This is a genomic window from Shewanella sp. 0m-8, assembly GCF_052977265.1.
Genome location: NZ_JBRIMB010000069.1, coordinates 1 through 20,702 on the forward strand (window position 1 = coordinate 1; position 20,702 = coordinate 20,702).

Sequence of the window (20,702 nt, forward strand, 5' to 3'; positions counted from 1 at the left end):
CATGACACCAACAGCGGCCGAAATGGCTGCGTAAATACGCATCCCCTGTTGGTGTACAGTTTTAGTTGACCACATCATTAGACTATTTCGAATAAGCATAAGGCCCGTATCTAATGCATGTAACTTCGTCGGGGCGGCTCGGGAGATGCAAGAGGGGGAAGCTGTTGTCCCCCTTTTGCCCGAGTGTGAGCTGGAAGCTCACGACCTTTATCAAGAGTGACGCAGTCCCATAATGCTAACTGTTAGACGCAGTCTAACTTATAAGTCAGGCGCAGCCTGATGCCTCACAAAACTTGACCTCGATATCAAGTTAGATATCAAACCTCTCATAATGGTACCAAGCCGTAACTTGGCCAAACAACGGAATGATCCACACCGCCGTCTTGTGATCTTGATGAATTCGAATGAAATACAACTCTTCATCCTTAATATCGCGCTTTCTCAAATCGCGATAAAAACGCACCGCCGAGTCATTAAGTTTATCTGGCTTAATCAAGTCTTTCTGCTCGACTTTAACCTGGAATATATCAGCCTTAAGGCCGCCAATCATGCCTGAATATTGCTTAAACTTGCCTCGCACCTTGTACTTAATCGGTGTGGTTAAGCAATCTTGGTCGGTAATACAGGTCGAAGAGTAAAACTCACCGGTATCGTCCGAGTCATAGATCAGTGACATATTAATATCGGCGCGGATTAGCAGCTCATCTTTAACCGGGAAATATACATCCGCTTGGTAGTTATGCTCTAAAAAAGCGCCGCTAGTATCAGTGCTCTCAGGCAACATAACCCGGTTATAGCGAATACGTTGCTCCATGGCGCTCGACAGATCTACAAATTTTTGCAAGTTTAATTCTGCAGGTTCGGAGTCGACCGACGTGATGTTAATTAGGCCCTTACCCGCGCATTGTTCTTTATCATTACCCGGACAAAGTGCCATCGAATAGTTGGCACCATCGGTGGCTGCGAAGGCATTAAAATCATCATGACAAGTTAAAAAACTGGTGTCTGGCAGTAAGTGCTTTTCCCACATAAATGGATGCAGATGCGGCGCATTATCTTTATATAACAGCTGAGCACTGCCCTTTAAGCCGCCCACCTGCAACTCAAATTGCTCATCGCTACTCCAGCGTGACAGGTTCTGCTTTACCTTGTGATAATCACTGAAGTACCAGGCAAGAATAATTAACAGCAACGCGATTACGATGCCTGAAATTTTAACCAGTAAAGACACATCGAAAAATGCGGCGCGCATCGATTCAGCATCATTGACTGCTAGCATCTTCACATGGGATTGGGTCGATATATGCAGTTGATAACCACGACGAGCAATGGTTTTTAATTGGATCTCACGATAAGCATCGAGCTTTTTACGCAAGGTGCTAATACATTGAGTTAACGAGGTCACCGCGACGACGCGATCGGGCCAGCCAGCGCTAAGAAGCTCTTCTTTTGAGCAAACGGGATTTGAAGACAATAACAGGCGGTGTAGTACAGCAGATTCTGAGAAAGTTAAACCGACCGTCTTACCGCTCACATGATCAACTAACTGGTTCGCTTCTGTATCTAACTCCAAATAAGGAGTAATTTTCAACACAATGTACCTCTACTACTTATCAGGAGTAATTGATAGATATAAATATTTCGACTCGCGAAGTTTACAGTTAACTACTTAAGCGGAATGTGATTATTGGCTCAAATTAGTCGAGGTAAGTAAGCCAATAGTCGCTAACGCTCACAAATTTAGCGCTTAGCTAACTTACCTCTTTAGATATATACCCAAGTAACTTCAAGATGCTCGATTCAGCAAGTCGAGAAGTAACAGAGTTCAAGGCATGAAATTGATGGGCTAGTTATTCAGAGGCTTTAATCCCATTAAAGCGGCTTACGCTTGAAGATTTGATGCGAAAGCCCCGTCAATGACACTATCCACAATAGCAATAGTGCGTACATGCTAGGTAAACCCCAATCGGTTGTCGCTATCATGGCTAAACTGCCGCTGGCACTGCTTCCATCAATCGCGACTAGGTTAATCGCTCGATAAAGATCCGTCGGGCTCATGGCAATGAGGGTGTTGATGACATATTGGTTCGCGAATGAAAAGTCTGACACTAAAATAGTCAGTAGTAACAGATCATAGATAAGGACAAATAAAAACCAAATTAGCAGTAAACCGCCAATCGCCTTGGCTTTTTCGGTGCTTTTAAGGCTGACAATATAGCTGATTAAAATAAAGGTCAGTGCTAACAGGTTGCTACTTATTAAGAACTGCACAAAGGCGCTGATTAGCTCCCCCTTGTGGTAATGGTCGCCTAACAGCATTAATAGTACCGCCGTTAAACCAAAAGCAGCGCCAGTGGCAACAAACATCACCGTCACATGGCCGAGCAACTTACCAAATAGAATTTGCATCCGCGTGAGTGGGTAGGAAAGTAGCAACAATAAGGTACCGGACTCGTCCTCACCAACAAAGCTGTCATAGCTGAGCAATATCGCTGCCAATGGAATAATAAAGACCGAAATGGTCGATAAGCTGGTCATCAAACTATTGAGCTCTGGAAGATACAAACTTCCCGTCACCGCACTACCAGCAAAGCTGACACTTAAAGACAAGACTAAAAACATGCTGCCCATAAAAGCAAGCCAACGATTGCGCGAACTGTCGCAGATCTCTTTATAGGCGATAATGAGGATCGGCGAGGTAAGTTTATTGATATACATGTTATGACTGCTCTGCTGCGGAGCGTAAAGACTGCCCCATTAAATCGTGGTAAATGTCTTCAAGCCGTGGCTCTTTAATTTCAAAATTAAATATTTGGCATTGCGAGACTAAGTGCTTAATGATGTCGGCTTTGTGCTCAGCGTTAAAACGCAGTAAACCGTCTTGATAATATTGCTGCAGATAAGCATTGCTCTTCACTCTGTCATTCAGCTCACTGAAGTTGATACTGCTTTTTAAGCCGCTATTCATACTCAGCTGGGCACATGTCCCTATCGCTCGACACTTGCCCTTGGCCATGATCAATGCGGTATCAAGATGAGATTCCACTAACGACAGTTCGTGGGTCGAAATCACCACCGCGCAACCCGTTTGCTTTAACTGATTTATTTTGCCGTATAGGAACTGCGACGCTTGCGGGTCTAACCCCACCGTTGGCTCATCAAGTAATAATATTTTAGGCTCTGATAAAATGGCCTGCGCCACACCTAGGCGCTGTTTCATACCTTTTGAGTAAGTTTTTAGCTGGCGCTGCTGGGCATATTCAAGGCCAAATTCTTCAATCAGCGACTCGACGCGAGCCATGCCAATGCCCTTTAGTGCCGCAAAGTAACATAGGACTTCACGGCCGCTGAGTTTGTCATAGAAGCTAACATCCTCAGGCAGGTAACCTAAGTTAACGTTATGCTTTCGATGGTTTGACTGAGCTGCTTGGCCCATGATATTAACCGCGCCACTGGTAGGGGGAATCAAACCAAGAATGATTTTTATCAGACTCGATTTACCCGCACCGTTATGGCCTAACAGCGCCATAGTTTGCCCGGCCTTAACGTCAAAGCTGACATGACTTAATGCGGTGAACTCATGATATTTTAGGCTAACATCGGTTAGTTTTATCGAAGGGGGAAGCATTATGCTCTCTGTCTTATCTTGTTCAATTGGCAAATTAACTGCGCTGCAATGACCCATGGTTATTGCTCCATGTGAGGCGTTAATAATGGAAAGCTGTCTACGATGCCTGTTGCTGGACCAAACTCAAATTGACCTTGTACCCAGCGAAGCACTGCAACAACAGGGCTATTCATTAAGAATCGCGCTTCAGGATAGAGCCAAAACAGTTTGTCGAGATTGTCGTTAGGGTGGTACGGTTTATCGGCAATGCCATCATGGTTAGTATCCCAGCCCATATGGCCACTCCAATAGTTACCCTGCCCTTCATGGCTCCACTCTAACAGCGAGTCGCCGACATATTTAACTTGTATATTATTATTCACAAACTGGTTGCCATAGACTTTATTGCCTTCGCCGCCCATGGCCATATAGATGCCGATATCGTTGTTTGCAAACAGGTTATGGGTCACTTCGTTGTCGCGAGCACCGTAAATAAAGATCCCTTTACCTTCGTTACCTAGCTCAGGCGTTCCTTGTGGGTTGTGAGCTAACGACGCGCGGTTATTAGTCACAATGCAGTAATTGCTGATATTGAGCAGCACACCAAAATCAATCGCATTGGAGACCTGGTTTTGATGCAGATTAACAAACTTTGAACTCATGATGGCGTAACCACCGTCAACGTTATTAACCTCGTTGCCATAGGCCTCATCATGTTGGGTATACATGTAGTGAATACCGTATTGCTGCGAGTGAAAACGGTTATCGAACACTAGGCTATTGGTACTGGTTTCGAGGTAAACTCCATCTCTCACATAGGAAATTTTGTTGTCATGTACCACTGGTGAGTCGACCCCTTTTAGGTAAACACCGTCACCTCGGTCGAGTTTGTACAACTCTGGGTTGCCTGAAATCATATTATTTGCCACCGTAATATGATTTGAGTTTTCTGAGTAAATGCCAAAGCCATCGCCATTGAGACGGCTTGATTCGATTCGTACATGATTAGCGTTATCTTGCACAAAAACACCAGAGTCACGCTCGTACAGATCGGCGCCCCAATTTTGGATCTGCACATTAGAGATGTGTACATTTGAGCTAAAGATCCCCAGAGCCGTGCCACGGTGCTCTGCATCAATAATCGCGCCCAGCTCACCCGTAAGATGAATAGGCTGATGGATCTCAAACTGGCCTAGGTAAGTGCCCGCTTTAAGTAAAACGGTGTCACCCGCAGCCACGCTTTTTAGTCGCTGAGTTAGCATTTCAGCATTGGCGACCGAATACGTGGCAGCAACACAGGCAGGGCTAGCAAGTGCTGCAAACCATACGTTTATCAGGAGGCATTTAGCACAGCGATGTAATCGCTTTAACATTCGCTTTTGGGTGACTGCTTTCATAATTAACTTCAAAAAGTAAGTAAACACTTACCAGTGATTCTAAGTAAAGCGGATGATTTACTCGCCCGCTAATAACTGGATATCAATCTTGTCGTAAGGCAATACAGCCCCACCAAACTCTTTGGCAAAGTTGACCGCATCTGCCTGGTGCTTAAAGCTGGCTACAGCTGGACCCATCACGGCTTTTTTTATCGTACCGTATACATACCAGGCCGTTTTCGCGTCGGTAAAGCTGCTATCTTGTGGTTTTTCCCAGTCGGTGTTGCCAGCATCATGGACAAATAGCGCTTCAATTTGACGTTTATTTTCGCTCTGTAAGGCAAAGTTAAACATGTCGCGAGTCGAGCAGAACTTAGGCACGATTGTTTGGCCTTTAAGGTGGATTTGGCCTTTGGGTCCTGGGTATTTGGTGATCATCATGCCGCACAGGTGGCAGCGGTCATGTTCATGGATCGCCTCTGCAGTATATTGGGTTGCATCCGCGCTACTTTCGCTGCACGCACTGAGTAGAGGTAAAAGAAATAGTAAACAGATTAACTTTTTCATGATATTTCCAAATCACTGTGCTTTCAGGCTACCCCTTCAATTGCCTTGCAGGGGCGACATCAAAGGGCTAGCTTACTCACAGCTAGTCTAATTTATGGCTGTAATAATGAAGCGAATAGATCACTAAGCACCCATAGGGAAAGCGCTCAAAGACTTGCGGCTTCTTTACCACAACCACTACGACTAACATTATTTGTATTGAGTTAGGGGTCACTCACTCCCGCGCTAAGCTAAGCACTAAAGGCTCAGCTCAAGCGCACTGAAGAGTCAGTGACCGCAAACTCGCTACTCACTTTCGTCTATAAAATCGAGGCACCTGTTAAGTCGGGGAAACTTATACGGCTATCGAATTCATTCGACTAGATGGCATTTAGCTGACCTGCGTAAATAACAAACATACGCAGACACATCATGCCAACTACTGCACACATGCCTGACATGTAAAACGCTTTAGCTGAATGGCTAAAGGCCTTACCTGTGGCGAAGTTAAGCAATAGAGGACCCACAAAACCGATACCCACAACACCAATCCAGAACACGTTCGCCCAGATACCGGTATGGAAACCAGCAAATGCAGCTTGTGCACCTTCATTACCTGTAGCCAAAGACATGATAATCATGAATAGGAACAGAGCTTCGGCTGCCATAACTGGCCATTCAAAGCCATGCAATGTGTGCATGTCTTTGCTGTGTAAGTCTTCTTTGAATACTGATACTGCAATCATTTTGGCAGCAGCGGCACCCGCAGAAAGGCCTGACGCAACAAATAGCGCTGGCAATACTGAAGTATTGATTATTGGGAAACGGATTAGTGCAGAGATCAAGAAGCCGGTGTAAGCACACACTGACATAGCAAGTACCAGGACTAGCTTTTCAGATGGTGCGCGAATACCGCGTAACTTGTCGATGATTGGTAGTAAGAAGTTCAAAGGCTTGTAGGCTTTGATCTCTTCTTCCATCGCAAACAAGGTCACTAACGCGACTAGCGGAATATAGGCAGATAGTGCAATAACACCCACTGACATCACTGAGTTTAGGTTGTAGAACACCAAGATTCGCCAGAAGAACAGCGGATTGGTTAAGTCTAAAACCAAGCACAGCATACCTAGTGCAATCGTGACTAAAGAAACTAAAGATGCCGCCTTTAAGAAAGGCGTGTTTTCAGTTTGTTTTTTATAGAAACGAATGAACAGAGCAACCGATAGTGCGCCGCCAGAGATACCAGCAAAGAACAGGTAAACCGCAATTGGCCAAGGCCAAGCGATGCCTTGTGACAGGCCCATGGTAAATTCAATATTACCGTCCATGACTATACTCCTAACTTCACAATAGGGATGTAGCGCAAGCTAGGTTCAGTACCGAAGCCCGGCTTAATACGCACCGAGTCCTTCACTGCTAATAACTTACTCACATATGAAGTTGAGTCGTTTGCATCACCAAAAATCAACGCATCGTAACGGCACTGCTGCACACAAGCAGGTAGCTCGCCAATGGCAAGTTTGCTGTTTAGACAGAAGTCACAGTTATCGGCTACGTCAGTTTCTTTGTTGATAAAACGTGCGTCATACGGGCAAGCACCAATACAGTACTTACAGCCAGCACATTTAGACGCGTCCATCGTCACAATGCCTGTCTTCTCGTCGCGGTGAGCCGCGCCAGTAGGACAAACAGTGACGCAAGGTGCGTTCTTACATTGCTGACATGAAACACGGACAAACTTACGCTGACAACCACAGTCATTTGTTTTGCCACAGTGTGGACAAGGCTGACCTTCAACGGCGCTCGATTGCTCTTCCATTAACAGGCGAGATTTACCTTCAGGTAAGTGGTTAGCTTTGTTACAAGCATCCTTACACTCACCGCAACCAACACATTTGTTTTGGTCGAAAACCATAACGTAGTGAGGCTTGTTGGTATCTTCCTTGTCTTTGACCGAGCTACACCCTAGCGGTGCCAATATCAAAGAGCTGGCTCCTAGACCTTTCAGGAACCTCCGTCTCTCTAGATTTTCACTCACAGCATCCTCCGATTATCGGTTTAACACCGACACGTAATTTTTATATTTAATATTTTTGCTAGTACGTTTATTTGGGGTTATTAACCACTAGGATTTAACTTGCGTTAATTTGCCCTTAGACTTGTCGATGGCGAATTGAATTGCACCACGATTAAACGCTTGCACTTTATTGGTTAAAACAATATTCCAGTTATCAATCGCCTTTTGATAATTACCGTTAAGGTAAGCATCATTAGCCATTAATAATCGGGTATGTAATTCTTCGTGATGTAGAGTTAGCGCCCTCGCGATCACTAAAGAAGTGTCCATGTTGATAACGCGGTCATCGCGGTAGTACATAGACGTTGCTTTAAGCCCTAACGCTTCAGTGTTTTCGGCGTCTATCGCCAATAGTTGGTCTAAGGTTCCTAGCGCGTCGTTGTATAAGCCACCGTCAACATATGACTGGGCTAGCCCTAATAGCACTAGTGGATCACCGGGGTTTTCTATTGCGAGTTTCTGGCCTTTGTTAATATCTGCAACGAGCAAATAATCAATATTGTAATCAACCTTGGCTGAGTCCAAATTCTGATAACTGCCAACTGTTAAATAAAGTAAAGCTGAAACACTAATAAGAAAGAAACCAATGGTTCCAAAGTAATAATTATTGTTTTGATTAACCTCAACTGAGTCGAAGTTAATCGTAGAGCCAAAAAAGTGCCCAACATCTGATTCAAGTTCGCTGACTTTTTTGTCGTACCTTAAATGGTGACAAAAAAGGAACGCTGCCGAACAGAATAAAATAATGAGGATACTAATAAGTACAGTGTTCATTTTGGCTCTATATCAATAATTAATATCAAATTTATTTGTGTGGATTGGCGCCCATAGAGCCGCCCATCATGCCACCCATACCCATGCCACTCAGTCCCATGCCGTGAGCGCCTTCACCAGGTGCTTCAACTTTGACAAGTTCAACTTCAAATACCAAAGTCGAATGCGGCTGGATCATGCCAACAACACGGTCGCCGTAAGCAAGTGCAGGTGGAATCGTTAACTTAAATTTTGACCCTTGAGGCATCAAAGCAAGGGCTTCTTGCCAGCCTTCAATTACGGTAACTAAAGAGAAACGGTTAGGCTCGTCGCGATCATAAGTGCTGTCAAACTCAGTGCCATCAATCAAGGTGCCTTTGTAGTGCACAGTAACCACGTCATTGCCCGCTGGCATTGCGCCGTCACCCATGGTGATCACTTCATACTGCAACCCAGACTCAGTCTGTTTAACGTCGCTGTTTTTAGCGTTTTCAGCCATGAAAGCAACACCTGCTGCCAAGTTCTTAGCAGTCAGAGCATCTAACTTGACTTGCTTAGCTGCATTGAGCGTTTCAGCACGTTGGTTTAGGTAAGTCACAATTTCCTCTTTAGACATTTTTGTCTCATCTTTCAAAGCGTCGAGTAAACCGTTAACCACCTGAGCCATATCCACTTCAGCGCCTAACTGAGATTGGCCATATACCTGACTAGAGATATGGTGGCCAAATGATGCACCTATGCTGTACGATTCCTTTTCAACGTCAGTGGTCAAATCGCTATTAGCGAAACATGACACAGATACTGATAGGGTTAGACAAGACACAACGGCCAAGACACTTTTTTTAAGCTTTTTCATACAATCAATCTCACTAAAAAATAAATTTACATAATCCGTTATGGCTTTTCTGTTACTCGATTAGCTAAACGCCAGCCATATATTCCATCTGGCATCTGAAGCACCTGGGTGTAACCCAGTTTCATCACATGTCGAGCAGCAATTTCACTGGCATTACAAAGACGGTTTGCACAGTAGAAAACCATGAGTGCGTCTTTGTTTTTTGGCAGCAAGTCTTTCCAATTTTTTACGTTGAAATAAACAGCGCCTGGAATGAATCCTTCTGCCCATAATTCCAATGTGTTGACATCAAAGAAGTAAACTCCCTCTTTGCCCACTAAGGTTTGTGCTTCCATCATGGTGATCGTATTAAGCGGCTCATCATAATATGTAGCAGGGCCCATCTCTTGGCCACCACCGGCATAACTGCCCGCTGATAGCATTGATAACAAGACGGTGAAAACGACACTTCCCAGTACTCTATTCATATTTTCTCTCTTTGTTACCTCAACCTAAGCGTGCCTAGGTTGAGGTCGGTATAAACTCAATTACATTTATTTAGCGCTGTAACCAACACCGTCAAGAATGTTTTGAGCTTGGGTAACATAAGTTAGTGCTGCGTCTAGACGCTTCTGGCTGTAACGGAAGCCATGAACACCCCATGAGCCATCTTTCTTAATTAGCTCAATCGTTTCTTGTGCTTTCTCAGCTAGCATTAGGACTTCAGTCTTGTCTGCAGTAGACAACTTAGTCACTTCTAGTAGCATGTCGATACGCTCAAGAGCTTGTTCAACTTCGGCGTAAACCGCTTTAACAGGCTTTTGCATCTTCATCACTTCGCCGTAGATTTCCATCTGGTCGTCGTAATGTAGGCCCGTTTCTAGCTCAGACTGGAATGGGCTGTGACAACCCTTGTTGTCCACTACGTCTTTGTCAGAAATCGCGGTACGAGCACAAGTCCACATTAAGTCTAAGTAGTTGTGACCGTCTTCGTTCTTAGCAACTGTCCAGCCTTTCACGCTTGAATCACGTGGTTGACCTTCAGGTGGGTTAAGTGTCTTACGCTCTGGGTCGATATCAATCTTCCACATGTGTGTACGACGAACGGCGTCAAAACCTGCGCTGTCTGGGAACTGAATCGCAGCGAAGTTTTCACAACTACCCATGTTTGGCATGTGACAGCTTTGACAAGTTTGGTTGCTGTGCGTGTCAGTGTTGTCAGCAATCGTTGCTTGCGCTTCGTGACAGTCAACACAGTCTTTCTTCAGCTTTGGCGTAGAGAAACCAGATAGGAAATCGCCGTCAGTTACTTCATGTGGATCGTGACAAGTTGTACAACGCATGCCTTTCTCGTAGTGAGCAGAAGCAAACATTTGCGAGCCTTCAGTACCACAAGATGGACAAGCAGACTTCATGTATACGCCAAATGCGTATTCCATTTTCTCTTGTGCTTGCTCTGTATCAGCTAGTGCGTCAACGAAGAAGAAGCGCTGGTGACAACGTTCACAGTTAGACTGCATACCGCCAGTACCGCCATCTAAGTGACCGCCCGCGCCATGACACTCTTCACAAGCAATACCTTTAGAGATAGTGTGCTCTTGAAGCTTCTTAGCATCGCCAAGAGCATCAAAGAACTCTTGCTGGTTTTGGAAGTCAAACTTGTACGTGTGGCACATTTCACAGTAAGAGCTACCTGGCTGGAATAGCATCTCTTTTTCGTACTTAGCACCGTATGAAGTCATACCCCATTTGTGCGAACCTGTATCACCAAATTCTTCAAGTGTTACTGGGAACTCTGGAATGGCTTTATTAATTTTCTTAGCCATTTCTGGCGTTAACCACTCAGCCCAACCACGTGAGAACTGGTTACCACCAGCAACCATTTTACCGGTGCCTTCAGATAACAAACCGTCACGAACGTGGTAAGTACCGCGTACTAACCATGAATCTAGGAAACCGTACTTAGTACGTGGTGTACCGATAATCGCGTAAACGTCGTTTGCACGAACACCGTCTGGTAGCATTGACGCTTCGCTGCCGTATAGTGGCGCGTTTAAGTCGCCGTTTGGTACTTCTTTATCGGTAATTTCACTTGGGAAACGTACTACGTTAGCGTGACGCGAACGTTGCCATTTCTCATATTGAGTCGCGTGACATTCTGCACACTTCTCTGGACCTACAAAGTTGTTTGGGAAATCCAAAGTAGACTTAGCACCAAGGCGGTACTGAACTGCACTTGGACGACCTACACGCTTGCTGTATGCCTGGCTTCCGCCAGTATCTAAATACTCTTCACCACGGTCACTAATATGGTAATCACCAATTAAGTTACCTTCTTCTTGATATTTGAACATTGGATGGTTTTGAAATAAGAAATCAAACAACTCATCTTCTTGAACAATATAATCGTGCAGTGATTTAACACCTGTTCTTTCTTCTGTACCAGCATAGTTTGCGATTGCATTCTTAGCCGATGCACCCATTTCTGGGATGCTATTGTATTTATCACCAGCAGCACTAGCGTTACCTATTGCGCCGAAACAAAACAGCACACTTGCGGCTGCTTTAAGTTTCCAACTTTTCATCATCACTCCTAGATATATCTAGTTATAGTATTTTCATCATCATTCAACTAAGTCACTCTCTTGTTAACTGAACAACTGAACAATTGAGTTGACGCTATTTTCCACATCTTTTTTGCGAAAAACATGCGTCACAGCAAGAAATGAGATCTAGAAAAGCGCAGATAGTAAAAAAACCAGTGAAAACACATTATATACAACAACTTAAATAAACCTACCGAGTGTGTTTTTCATTTGTAATAGCATTTTTTGATATCTAAAAGAACCTAAAAAAAGCGCCTTTAGACGTGAAAAAATATCACTGCGTAGCTGGAGTGCAATAAAGGTTAGAGAGGTCACAAAACACTTCACTAATATACCCTACCCTTAGCCTTAACGGCCTGTTTAAGGCTTTGCTTGAATAGTTGCACATAAAGTAGTGAATTAATGAAAAGTAAGAATAGCTATATAACAACGGCTAGAAACTAATATTAAACCACACAGAAAAATCATTAATAAAAGAATATAACCAACCCAATAATTTATTAGAACATAGAGAATATAATTAAGATGATCCCAGAACTCGGACTTATTTTTCTAATAATTAGCACTGTGTCGGCCTTGTTGCTTTCATTTATCCCTCTTTATGCTTCTTATACCAAAAATAGCTACCTGTTTAGCTATGTAAAGTCATTAACAGCATTAATGACCGTTACCATTAGCGCCTCTATTTTGTGTTTATTGATCTCTTTCCTGCTTGATGACTTTTCAGTGGCCTATGTTGCCAATCATTCCAATACTCAATTAGCGACCTTATATAAAGTGGCCGCGGTGTGGGGCAGCCATGAGGGTTCCATGTTGTTTTGGGTGGTATCCATCGCGATTTGGGGTTGTTTAATCGTGTTTTCATCGCGCTATCAAGACCCACTGTTTATTGGCCGCATGATTGCTATATTGGCGTTTGTGATTGCAGGCTTTAACTTGTTTATGCTGTTTACCTCTAATCCTTTTGCCCGCTTGCTACCTAACTTTCCAATTGAGGGTCGCGACCTTAACCCCATTTTGCAAGACATAGGGCTTATCTTCCATCCACCTATGCTGTTTTTAGGCTACGTGGGGTTAACTGTTACTTTTGCTGCGGCGATTGCGGCTTTGCTTGGCGGCCAATTTACTCAACAGCACGCCAGTTATCTGCGCCCTTGGGCGCTCATGGCGTGGGTATTCTTAACGGGCGGTAATGCCTTTGGTTCATGGTGGGCTTATAACGAGCTTGGCTGGGGCGGATGGTGGTTCTGGGATCCGGTAGAAAACGCCTCGTTTATTCCTTGGCTGGTAGCCACCGCCCTGCTGCACAGTGTCGTACTGAGCCAGCAACGTAGCAGCTTTAAAATAGCCACCTTATTACTGTGTTTATTGGCGTTCTCTTTGAGTTTACTCGGCACCTTCTTGGTGCGCTCTGGCATTGTGCAGTCGGTGCATGCTTTTGCCTCAGATCCCACTCGCGGCATGTCGATTCTATTCCTGCTTGGGGTATTCGTGTGTGGCGCGCTTACCCTGTTTGCCCTAAAAGCCAACCAGATAAAATCCAAGTCGGAATTTGCGCTACTATCGCGCGACACCATAATGCTGCTGGGTAATATCGTATTAGTGGTGGCGGCTATCTCTGTATTACTCGGAACCTTCTACCCGCTGCTATTTGAACTGCTTAATTTAGGTACGCTGTCGGTGGGTGCACCTTATTTCAATAGCATCTTTGTGCCGCTCACCTTCGTGGCGGTATTGCTCATGGGCGCGGCGCCATTGCTCAAGTGGCAACAGCAGTCGTTCAATCGCTTATACCCACTTGCAGGACTTTTCGCGCTAGCTGCCATCATAGGTGTATTAGTGGCCATGCAAACTCGCGACGGCTTTAACCCTTGGGTATGGCTTGGCGCAACGGCGGCAAGCTGGGTGGTGCTGACATTAAGTTATTTAGTATTTAGCCTTCGCCAGCAAGGCTTAGCGGTTATCGCTACCAAGTCGGCGATGATGATTGCTCACTTTGGCGTGGCAATCACCATTATCGGCGCCACGGCGGTATCTAACTTTGAAACGGAGGAGCTATTAAGAATGGGCCCAGGCCAAGGTAAAGTCGTGGCAGGCTACACCTTTGTATATGAAGATACGGTTGATGTGGACGCTAAGAGCTACACCGCGATTCAGGCCAATATTCGTGTAACCGATAGCGATGATAACTTTGTTGGTTACATTACCCCTCAGCGTCAAACCTTTAAAACCAACGCCATGGAGACGACTCAAGCAGGCATTATGCGCAACCTAGTGCGCGACCTGTATGTATCTAGCGGTCAGCAGCTTAGCGAGACTGAATACTTAGTGCGTATTAGCCATAAACCGCTAGCTTGCTGGATCTGGATTGGCGGCTTGATGATGATGCTTGGCGGCGTTATTGCTGCTCTGTCTGGTCTTTATCAGCTACGCCTGCGTAGCTGCCAAACCGCTAACACACCGTATCAAGCTGCTGCCTGTAAAACTGCAGTCTGTAAAACTGCAGTCTGTAAAGCAGGAGATCTCGCATGAGCAAAGCCTATACCTCATCGTTAATCCGCTTGTTAGTAGGCTTGGCTATTTTGCTGTGCATCAGTCTTTCGGTGCAAGCGTCAGCCCAAGCGGCTAGCGACAAAATCCACTACACCCAAGATCAAATTCGTGATTTGGGCTTTGAAATCGCCCACGAGCTACGCTGCCCGATGTCGGTCAACCAAAACCTATTTGATTCGGGGGCACCGATTGCGAGCGAGCTTAAAGGTCAGATTTTTTTAATGCTGGAACAAGGTGAGTCCAAAGCTGAGATCATCGACTTTTTAGTACAACGCTATGGCGAAAAAATCAGATACCAACCTAGCTTTTCAGCCGCAACGGCGGTGCTGTGGTTTGGGCCGATATTGCTACTATTTGGCATTATTGCGTTTGCAGTAATGTGGATCCGTGAACAACGTAAACATCAAGACATGAAGGCTAACACCTATGAATAAAACACACCTGCTGAGCGGCTTACTGGTGCTCTCATCTTTGCTTATGCCAGCTCAGGCGCAAGTTGCTTCAACCAAGGTTTATAACACTGGTGAAGCCATTGAAAAGCCGCTAATTATGTCACGCTTTATCGAAATGCAATCGGCGCGATCAGTACCTGAAGTAAAGTTTACCGACACCAAGGGCGATGAGATCAGCCTAAAACAGTTTAAGGGCAAGCTGGTGCTAGTGAATCTGTGGGCCACATGGTGTGCACCGTGCATTAAAGAGATCCCGCAGATGGAAAACATCCGCCAAGTGAATAAGAATAACGACTTGGTGGTGGTACCTATCTCTATCGATGAAGAGAGTGACAAGGTGCAAGCTTTCTTAGAGCGCCATAAACTTGGCCATTATCAGACCTGGTTAGACCCAAAGAAAAGCATCGATCAGGTGATGCCTGCTGACGTTGTCCCTGCAACTTATGTATTTGACGGCTCGGGTAACCTTGTGGGTTTCTTGCGTGGCTACCTCGATTGGGGCGACAAAGAGGTGCAACCTTACCTTGAAAAGCTGACGGCAAAATACGCGAAGCGTTAGTTCTAGGATCAAGGCTCAAGATCCTAGGTCCTAAAGTGATTTTCACCCTCTCCATGGTGATATTTGGCTTTGCTAATTGCTGCATTAATAACAGTTATTAATTGCTACGGCCAAACGCCTTGTCGGGGACTAACTGACAAGGCTTTTTTTTGCTTAGCGTTTACTAACCAACCGCTGTAACAGGCTTTTCTTCAACCGGCTCTATACGCTCAATCTTAAAATCATATTTTGCGTAAGCAGCACTAATCAACGGGCAAACTAAGTTAAAAAAGGCATAAGGCAGATAAGCCACTGTCGCCACCCCAAGAGTACTGGCCATATAGGCGCCGCACGTGTTCCACGGAATTAACGGACTAGTAATCGTGGCAGAATCTTCTAGTGCTCGGCTAAGGTTCACAGGGGCTAAACCTCGTTTTGCGTATTCCACTTTAAGCATGCGCCCAGGTAGTACAATGGCAATAAACTGATCGGCGGTAATTAAGTTGGCACCTATACCACTCGCTAACGTTGTCAAAATCAAGCTACCACTTGATTTCACTAGGCCTAAGATACTTTGCAAAATACGCTTTAATAGGCCTGTGACTTCCATAATACCGCCAAAGGTCATGGCGCATAAAATGAGCCACACTGTATTGATCATGCTGCTCATGCCACCGCGGCTGAGGAGATTATCTAATACTTCATCACCTGTGTTAGCTGTGTAGCCGTTAAACATCGCTACCCAAATACCTTTCACCAGTGCAACCACGGGCATTAGGCTGGCATCATTGGCAAACTTGACCACATTCTCAAACTGAAATAGTGCCGCGCATACAGCACCTGCGATGGTACCGATTATTACAGTCGGAAATGCGGGGATTTTTTTCCAGGCCAAGATCAACACCACAAGTAGTGGTAATAACAGATGAGCACCGGGGTTAAATTGCGTATCAATAAGGTATAAGGTCGTTTCAAAGTTATTATTATCGACGCTCGCCTGGGTGTTAAAACCTAAGATTAAAAAGCCAATCATGGCGATAATGATACTGGGGGCAGTCGTCCATATCATGTGCCGAATATGACTGAATATATCCGTGCCCGCGACCGCAGGAGCCAAATTAGTGGTGTCTGACATTGGTGACATTTTATCACCAAAATAGGCGCCACTGATGATGGCACCGGCAGTAATTTCCACATTAAGCCCCATAGCCGAAGCCACACCGACCAAGGCAATGCCTAAGGTACCTGCGACTGTCCACGAGCTACCGATACTGATCGCCACCACGGCGCATAGTAAGCAACAGGCCGCATAGAAATACTCAGGGTTGAGCACTAACATACCGTAATAGATCATGGTGGGCACCGTACCTGCGAGCACCCAAGCTCCTATCAAAGAACCGACTGTGAATAAGATTAATATGGCGCCCGTTGCGACACCTATACTGCGAACAATTCCTTGCTCCATCTCAGTCCAGCTGTAGCCATTTTTCCAACCGATAAGTAAGCCGATACAGCCCGCCATAATCAAAGCGATTTGATTGGCACCGTAGGAGCTGTCGGACGAAAACAGATACACGGCGGCAGTGAGCATCATGACCAAAGCGATTATCGGGATCAGGGCGTCGAGCAGTGAAGGAGCGCGATGTCGACTATCTTCTATAGGGTCAATAGTCACCGACTCTGACTGTTGAAGATCATTATTGGAGCTCATGAGGTATCCTCTTATTATTCTTACCTATGCTAAGCACTCAACGCTGTAACGGGTCGCCTTTACGACGAGCAGAACAGCTAAATGTTATGGATATGAGCGATAGGCTGGAGCAGCATCCTTACATAAAATTAACAACACCGTCTAGCGTGGAGCTTGGGCGCTGGTGCCACCCTAGTCTTTCGTGCATATGAAAATAGCCTAGCCATTCAAACTAATCACTCTATATCGATTAAATATGCAAACAATACCCATATTTAAAAACCCACCTAACGCGTGATAAAAATTCATCTCAGAATGGTTTATCGGTTAAAATGGCAACAATTATGCAAAATAAGTTGGAAGCATGACTCTTATGGCTTATATCAAAAATAGAGTGAGCAGCGATGTTTATATCACTGCTTAAATAAGGCATTTCAATGAGCAGTTAAAATAAGAAGTTAAATGAGCAGAAACTGAGGAAGTGAAGCCATAATTATGCGTCATTTTAGCATTAGCCGATTAAGCACCAGTATAGGAATCGTTAAGCTCCAGGGCGAAATACAGCAAGCAAAAACGATCACTATGACCCAATTTTCTATCATGGGTACCGATGGCTGGTTCGAGCTTGATCTGACTCATCAAGACAGTCAAAACTTAATCAATCAGATCCAAGCTGAAATTGTGGCTCACCTTACAATATCACTGAGCTCTAGAGCACAATAAATCAATAGCTTGTTGATACTATTACTTAGCCTTAAGACCTGATCCGCCCCCACTCAGACATTTTCAATTACGCAGCACGGCTTTCCTTTGCAGACTCATTTCTTTAGTATGGCGACTCTTAAATCTATTTAGCAGCAAAGGCATATTACCGATGAAATTATCCGCTTTGGATCAGCCACTATACGATCACTTATATCGCGATATTCGAGAGTTTCGCTTAACTTTCGACCTACCGATTGAAGATATCAGCACTCTGGATGATAAAGCCGATACGCTACACACATCGCTTGCGATAGAAGAGCTAACCGAGCTTGCTGAGGCCGATAGCCGTGTAGAGCAAGCCGATGCTATCGTCGATTCAATTTATGTATTAATGGGCAGGTTAGTGCATTTAGGCGCAACTCAAGTGAGTGATCGTCTTGAAATCAGCTACGTTATCGATTTACTTTTACATGTGGCCAAAAACCGTGAGATCGACTTTGTCACCTGTTGGGATGAAGTGCACTCAAGCAATATGAGCAAGGTGTGCCGTAACGAGCAAGAGCTTGCTGAGACTGTCGAATTTTACGCCAAGCAAGGCGTGGAAATTGTGGGTAGCACCAAGGGTGATTTTATCATTGCCAAGTGCGCTAAAGACGTTGATATGGCCGGTAAAATAGTTCGTCAAGGTAAGGTGCTTAAGTCGGTTTACTACCGCCCTGCCGATCTAGAAAAGTTAGTTAAAGCATAATTTTGCTTCAAACCAATACAGCAGCTATCTTGCTGTATTGGTCTATTCAAATATCAACTCAGACAAGAATATAACTAAGCCGCTTGCGCTACGTTGATGAGTTCCGTTAGCGCTGTAGGCTGATCAACATGTAAATACAGCTGCTGTATATCTTCTGGTAACACACTCATAGCGCCATAATAACGCTGTGGAACCTTCAGTTTTATCTGTACATTACTGTCACCACGGCCTAAGTGCACCTGCTCGGTTTGTTCTTTCGTCCCATCATCACTTAATAACTTACTGCGGCGATACTGGCCAACATTGATGGCTTCGATGTCAGTTAACGGCAACATAATAAAGCCCCAGACGCCGGCATTAATCACCAAATATTGCTGATGTAAGTAGACACTGTAATAGCGAGCAAGACGATAGTTCGCCCTCGCCATCACTAAGCAGTAACCAATAAAGCTCGAGACTAAAATGGCGGCAATCACACTCCATGATGCCAACAGCCAATAACTCAGTACCGTAGCCGACAATATACCTAAGTTAACTAACAAGTAGTGCCAACGCGAAGCTGACCAAAGTTGCAGTTTGCACAGTGCTGGCGGGTGCTGCCTAGATAGATGATTTAAAGCATAAAACCAGTTCACCACTTCCATCGCCAATGTCATTGCCACGCCATGAGCTTGCAGTGTTTTTTCAGTTAGAGGCTTGCCTTGCACGCCATCATGGATATGTAGGCGCGGATCACCGGGTAATTTTCGCCCTTGCCATAAAGACTTAACCACGCGGTATATTAGCGTTACTTGCAGCATCAATAGCACCACAATAATCGGATAGCGGATCCAACTAATAAACTCGAAATAACTCGCAAGTTCGGTAGGAAAGCTAAATCGCGCCATCAAACTACTCAAACTGAATATAAGCAACATTTTCCACCAATGCTGCTGGCCAATATAGATAATGCAGTAGCCATAAATTGCAGGCAATAACACAAAATAGCCAATCGAGCTGGCAACGGTTAGCCACTGTTCAACAGGAGTTACCATTGACTCTGGCAGCCAGTAAAAACCTGCCGAATAGACCATAATGGCACAAAACAAAAATATTAAGCGGTACTTAACGCTACGACGCATTCTAAGACCCTTGATGGTTGTTAAGTATTTGTTATAGCAGATATAGTAACGCTATTGCCATAAAAGAAGGCGAAAGGCTATTATTTGGCCAGATAAATATGGCTGTTAATGATAAGAATTGCGCAGCGGATTAGGGCGGGCGTAGCTAAATGCAAAAGATTTTGAAGGGTCATTGAAACCGGTGACAAGGTGAACTCTGCACGTAAATGAGGCGCAGACATCACCAACCAACTAAATAAATAACTCAGAGAAGTTCAAGCTTATACCGTGACAATACTGCAATAATTTAATACCGATTAACTGATCCCGCGCTGCTCGATTTTCAAGATACAGGGCGTTTTGATTACAACCTTGGCACTTTTATGAGTGAACTTATGCTCATACCAATGTATGTACAAACGCAGCTCTATATTGTCACTAAAATTATTGCTGTTATAAAAGTCGCGATAACAGCGACTATGCTCTAAATATCCCCCGTGATAGAGCTTTAACATGCGTTGACCTATGTGAATTTCTCGAAAGTCGACACCATGGGCAGAGTTATGAGGAAAACGATACTCACCATAACGGTACTGACCATCAAGTACCTCGATGTTCCGCCCTTTAGTTAGCAATGAATTTAATTGCAATGCATCAACCCGACTGGTTAAACATAACCCACTAAGGGCTACGCAACTCACTATTGCGAATGTCCAACGAATAAACCCTTGGGGCTTAAAGCGACTGACCAATAACCAAATAAGTAAAATAGAGACGCTGATACACAATAGAGCTAACTCATAATCGGCCCACTGCCCCGCCTCATAAGTCGTATTCCAAGCTGCCATAATCCCTCCGTAGCCACCAAATCCCTTTGTGTTTACTACCCGATACGTTAGCTAGCCAATATGTCATTTAGATGACCCTTTATAAGGGCTAGCTGATTGGTATGAGTATAGTCAGGAATATCTGGCTCTGTTGTATACGAAAGGGAAGCTAATCGAAGTCCTACTTGGGGCATAAAAAAACGCCTCATTATGAGTAATGCCGATCATTTAGCAGTTTATTGATCGGTTGACCGATCTTTATAAGATGGCAAAATCCGAGTGTTTTTAA

The 20,702-nt window shown here is 44.7% G+C and carries 19 protein-coding genes; 5 read left to right on the plus strand and 14 right to left on the minus strand.

The window, feature by feature from the left end:
* Positions 1-310: 310 nt before the first annotated feature.
* From ACVBIO_RS20425 to ACVBIO_RS20475, 11 genes are all read right to left on the minus strand, one after another.
* Positions 311-1,594 carry a winged helix-turn-helix domain-containing protein gene (locus ACVBIO_RS20425; RefSeq protein WP_447173315.1) on the minus strand — a complete coding sequence of 428 codons (1,284 nt, stop codon included), beginning with the start codon at positions 1,592-1,594 and terminating at the stop codon, positions 311-313.
* 278 nt (positions 1,595-1,872) lie between these two features.
* Positions 1,873-2,718: an ABC transporter permease gene (locus tag ACVBIO_RS20430; protein WP_447173316.1), complete on the minus strand. Its 846-nt coding sequence runs from the start codon at positions 2,716-2,718 to the stop codon at positions 1,873-1,875.
* Between the two features lies 1 nt (position 2,719).
* Positions 2,720-3,628, minus strand: a complete 909-nt coding sequence (locus tag ACVBIO_RS20435; protein ID WP_447173323.1) for an ABC transporter ATP-binding protein — start codon at positions 3,626-3,628, stop codon at positions 2,720-2,722.
* Positions 3,629-3,687: 59 nt separating this feature from the next.
* Positions 3,688-5,004: a nitrous oxide reductase family maturation protein NosD gene (nosD, locus tag ACVBIO_RS20440; protein ID WP_447173317.1), complete on the minus strand. Its 1,317-nt coding sequence runs from the start codon at positions 5,002-5,004 to the stop codon at positions 3,688-3,690.
* Positions 5,005-5,061: 57 nt separating this feature from the next.
* The gene (locus tag ACVBIO_RS20445; RefSeq protein ID WP_447173318.1) at positions 5,062-5,550 is read right to left on the minus strand and encodes a nitrous oxide reductase accessory protein NosL; all 489 of its coding nucleotides are present in this window, start codon (positions 5,548-5,550) and stop codon (positions 5,062-5,064) included.
* A gap of 359 nt (positions 5,551-5,909) precedes the next feature.
* On the minus strand, positions 5,910-6,857 hold the full coding sequence (gene nrfD, locus ACVBIO_RS20450) for an NrfD/PsrC family molybdoenzyme membrane anchor subunit (RefSeq protein ID WP_447160849.1): 948 nt from the start codon (positions 6,855-6,857) through the stop codon (positions 5,910-5,912).
* Between the two features lie 2 nt (positions 6,858-6,859).
* Positions 6,860-7,567, minus strand: coding sequence for a 4Fe-4S dicluster domain-containing protein (locus ACVBIO_RS20455; protein WP_447169492.1), 708 nt, complete (start codon positions 7,565-7,567; stop codon positions 6,860-6,862).
* An 87-nt stretch (positions 7,568-7,654) separates the two neighbouring features.
* Positions 7,655-8,380, minus strand: coding sequence for a tetratricopeptide repeat protein (locus tag ACVBIO_RS20460; protein WP_447169493.1), 726 nt, complete (start codon positions 8,378-8,380; stop codon positions 7,655-7,657).
* A 31-nt stretch (positions 8,381-8,411) separates the two neighbouring features.
* The gene (locus ACVBIO_RS20465; RefSeq protein WP_447160846.1) at positions 8,412-9,215 is read right to left on the minus strand and encodes an FKBP-type peptidyl-prolyl cis-trans isomerase; all 804 of its coding nucleotides are present in this window, start codon (positions 9,213-9,215) and stop codon (positions 8,412-8,414) included.
* 38 nt (positions 9,216-9,253) lie between these two features.
* Entirely contained in the window at positions 9,254-9,682 is a 429-nt protein-coding gene (locus ACVBIO_RS20470; protein WP_447160845.1) for a rhodanese-like domain-containing protein, read from the minus strand.
* Between the two features lie 66 nt (positions 9,683-9,748).
* On the minus strand, positions 9,749-11,779 hold the full coding sequence (locus ACVBIO_RS20475) for a multiheme c-type cytochrome (protein WP_447163878.1): 2,031 nt from the start codon (positions 11,777-11,779) through the stop codon (positions 9,749-9,751).
* 546 nt (positions 11,780-12,325) lie between these two features.
* Here ACVBIO_RS20475 and ACVBIO_RS20480 point away from each other — a divergent pair.
* Genes ACVBIO_RS20480 through ACVBIO_RS20490 form a run of 3 tightly spaced genes read left to right on the plus strand, consistent with a single transcriptional unit; the run spans position 12,326 to position 15,364 of the window.
* Positions 12,326-14,332 carry a heme lyase CcmF/NrfE family subunit gene (locus ACVBIO_RS20480; RefSeq protein ID WP_447173319.1) on the plus strand — a complete coding sequence of 669 codons (2,007 nt, stop codon included), beginning with the start codon at positions 12,326-12,328 and terminating at the stop codon, positions 14,330-14,332.
* Positions 14,329-14,787, plus strand: coding sequence for a cytochrome c-type biogenesis protein (locus tag ACVBIO_RS20485; protein WP_447173320.1), 459 nt, complete (start codon positions 14,329-14,331; stop codon positions 14,785-14,787). The genes ACVBIO_RS20480 and ACVBIO_RS20485 overlap by 4 nt, the downstream gene beginning before the upstream one ends.
* Positions 14,780-15,364 (plus strand): TlpA family protein disulfide reductase, encoded by a 585-nt coding sequence (locus ACVBIO_RS20490; protein WP_447173321.1) that lies wholly within the window; start codon positions 14,780-14,782, stop codon positions 15,362-15,364. The genes ACVBIO_RS20485 and ACVBIO_RS20490 overlap by 8 nt, the downstream gene beginning before the upstream one ends.
* Before the next feature lie 163 nt (positions 15,365-15,527).
* Here the strand turns inward: ACVBIO_RS20490 and nhaC are convergent, their stop codons facing one another.
* Positions 15,528-17,054 carry a Na+/H+ antiporter NhaC gene (nhaC, locus tag ACVBIO_RS20495; RefSeq protein ID WP_447163875.1) on the minus strand — a complete coding sequence of 509 codons (1,527 nt, stop codon included), beginning with the start codon at positions 17,052-17,054 and terminating at the stop codon, positions 15,528-15,530.
* A 474-nt stretch (positions 17,055-17,528) separates the two neighbouring features.
* Here nhaC and ACVBIO_RS20500 point away from each other — a divergent pair, with 474 nt between their 5' ends.
* A complete protein-coding gene (locus ACVBIO_RS20500; RefSeq protein WP_447163874.1) occupies positions 17,529-17,756 on the plus strand; it encodes a hypothetical protein in 228 nt (75 codons plus the stop codon).
* 151 nt (positions 17,757-17,907) lie between these two features.
* On the plus strand, positions 17,908-18,486 hold the full coding sequence (locus tag ACVBIO_RS20505; protein ID WP_447160838.1) for a nucleoside triphosphate pyrophosphohydrolase family protein: 579 nt from the start codon (positions 17,908-17,910) through the stop codon (positions 18,484-18,486).
* Between the two features lie 74 nt (positions 18,487-18,560).
* On the opposite strand, the gene ACVBIO_RS20510 is transcribed toward ACVBIO_RS20505, so the two are convergent.
* Positions 18,561-19,607 (minus strand): hypothetical protein, encoded by a 1,047-nt coding sequence (locus tag ACVBIO_RS20510; protein ID WP_447173322.1) that lies wholly within the window; start codon positions 19,605-19,607, stop codon positions 18,561-18,563.
* 296 nt (positions 19,608-19,903) lie between these two features.
* Entirely contained in the window at positions 19,904-20,434 is a 531-nt protein-coding gene (locus tag ACVBIO_RS20515; protein ID WP_447160836.1) for a hypothetical protein, read from the minus strand.
* Positions 20,435-20,702 lie beyond the last annotated feature (268 nt).

Coding starts and splice junctions, on each gene's coding strand:
- ACVBIO_RS20430 (WP_447173316.1), bottom strand. CDS start 2,718: ATGTATATCAATAAACTTACCTCGCCGATCCTCATTATCGCCTATAAA.
- ACVBIO_RS20435 (WP_447173323.1), bottom strand. CDS start 3,628: ATGCTTCCCCCTTCGATAAAACTAACCGATGTTAGCCTAAAATATCAT.
- nosD (WP_447173317.1), bottom strand. CDS start 5,004: ATGAAAGCAGTCACCCAAAAGCGAATGTTAAAGCGATTACATCGCTGT.
- ACVBIO_RS20445 (WP_447173318.1), bottom strand. CDS start 5,550: ATGAAAAAGTTAATCTGTTTACTATTTCTTTTACCTCTACTCAGTGCG.
- nrfD (WP_447160849.1), bottom strand. CDS start 6,857: ATGGACGGTAATATTGAATTTACCATGGGCCTGTCACAAGGCATCGCT.
- ACVBIO_RS20460 (WP_447169493.1), bottom strand. CDS start 8,380: ATGAACACTGTACTTATTAGTATCCTCATTATTTTATTCTGTTCGGCA.
- ACVBIO_RS20465 (WP_447160846.1), bottom strand. CDS start 9,215: ATGAAAAAGCTTAAAAAAAGTGTCTTGGCCGTTGTGTCTTGTCTAACC.
- ACVBIO_RS20470 (WP_447160845.1), bottom strand. CDS start 9,682: ATGAATAGAGTACTGGGAAGTGTCGTTTTCACCGTCTTGTTATCAATG.
- ACVBIO_RS20475 (WP_447163878.1), bottom strand. CDS start 11,779: ATGAAAAGTTGGAAACTTAAAGCAGCCGCAAGTGTGCTGTTTTGTTTC.
- ACVBIO_RS20480 (WP_447173319.1), top strand. CDS start 12,326: ATGATCCCAGAACTCGGACTTATTTTTCTAATAATTAGCACTGTGTCG.
- ACVBIO_RS20485 (WP_447173320.1), top strand. CDS start 14,329: ATGAGCAAAGCCTATACCTCATCGTTAATCCGCTTGTTAGTAGGCTTG.
- ACVBIO_RS20490 (WP_447173321.1), top strand. CDS start 14,780: ATGAATAAAACACACCTGCTGAGCGGCTTACTGGTGCTCTCATCTTTG.
- nhaC (WP_447163875.1), bottom strand. CDS start 17,054: ATGAGCTCCAATAATGATCTTCAACAGTCAGAGTCGGTGACTATTGAC.
- ACVBIO_RS20500 (WP_447163874.1), top strand. CDS start 17,529: ATGCGTCATTTTAGCATTAGCCGATTAAGCACCAGTATAGGAATCGTT.
- ACVBIO_RS20505 (WP_447160838.1), top strand. CDS start 17,908: ATGAAATTATCCGCTTTGGATCAGCCACTATACGATCACTTATATCGC.
- ACVBIO_RS20510 (WP_447173322.1), bottom strand. CDS start 19,607: ATGCGTCGTAGCGTTAAGTACCGCTTAATATTTTTGTTTTGTGCCATT.
- ACVBIO_RS20515 (WP_447160836.1), bottom strand. CDS start 20,434: ATGGCAGCTTGGAATACGACTTATGAGGCGGGGCAGTGGGCCGATTAT.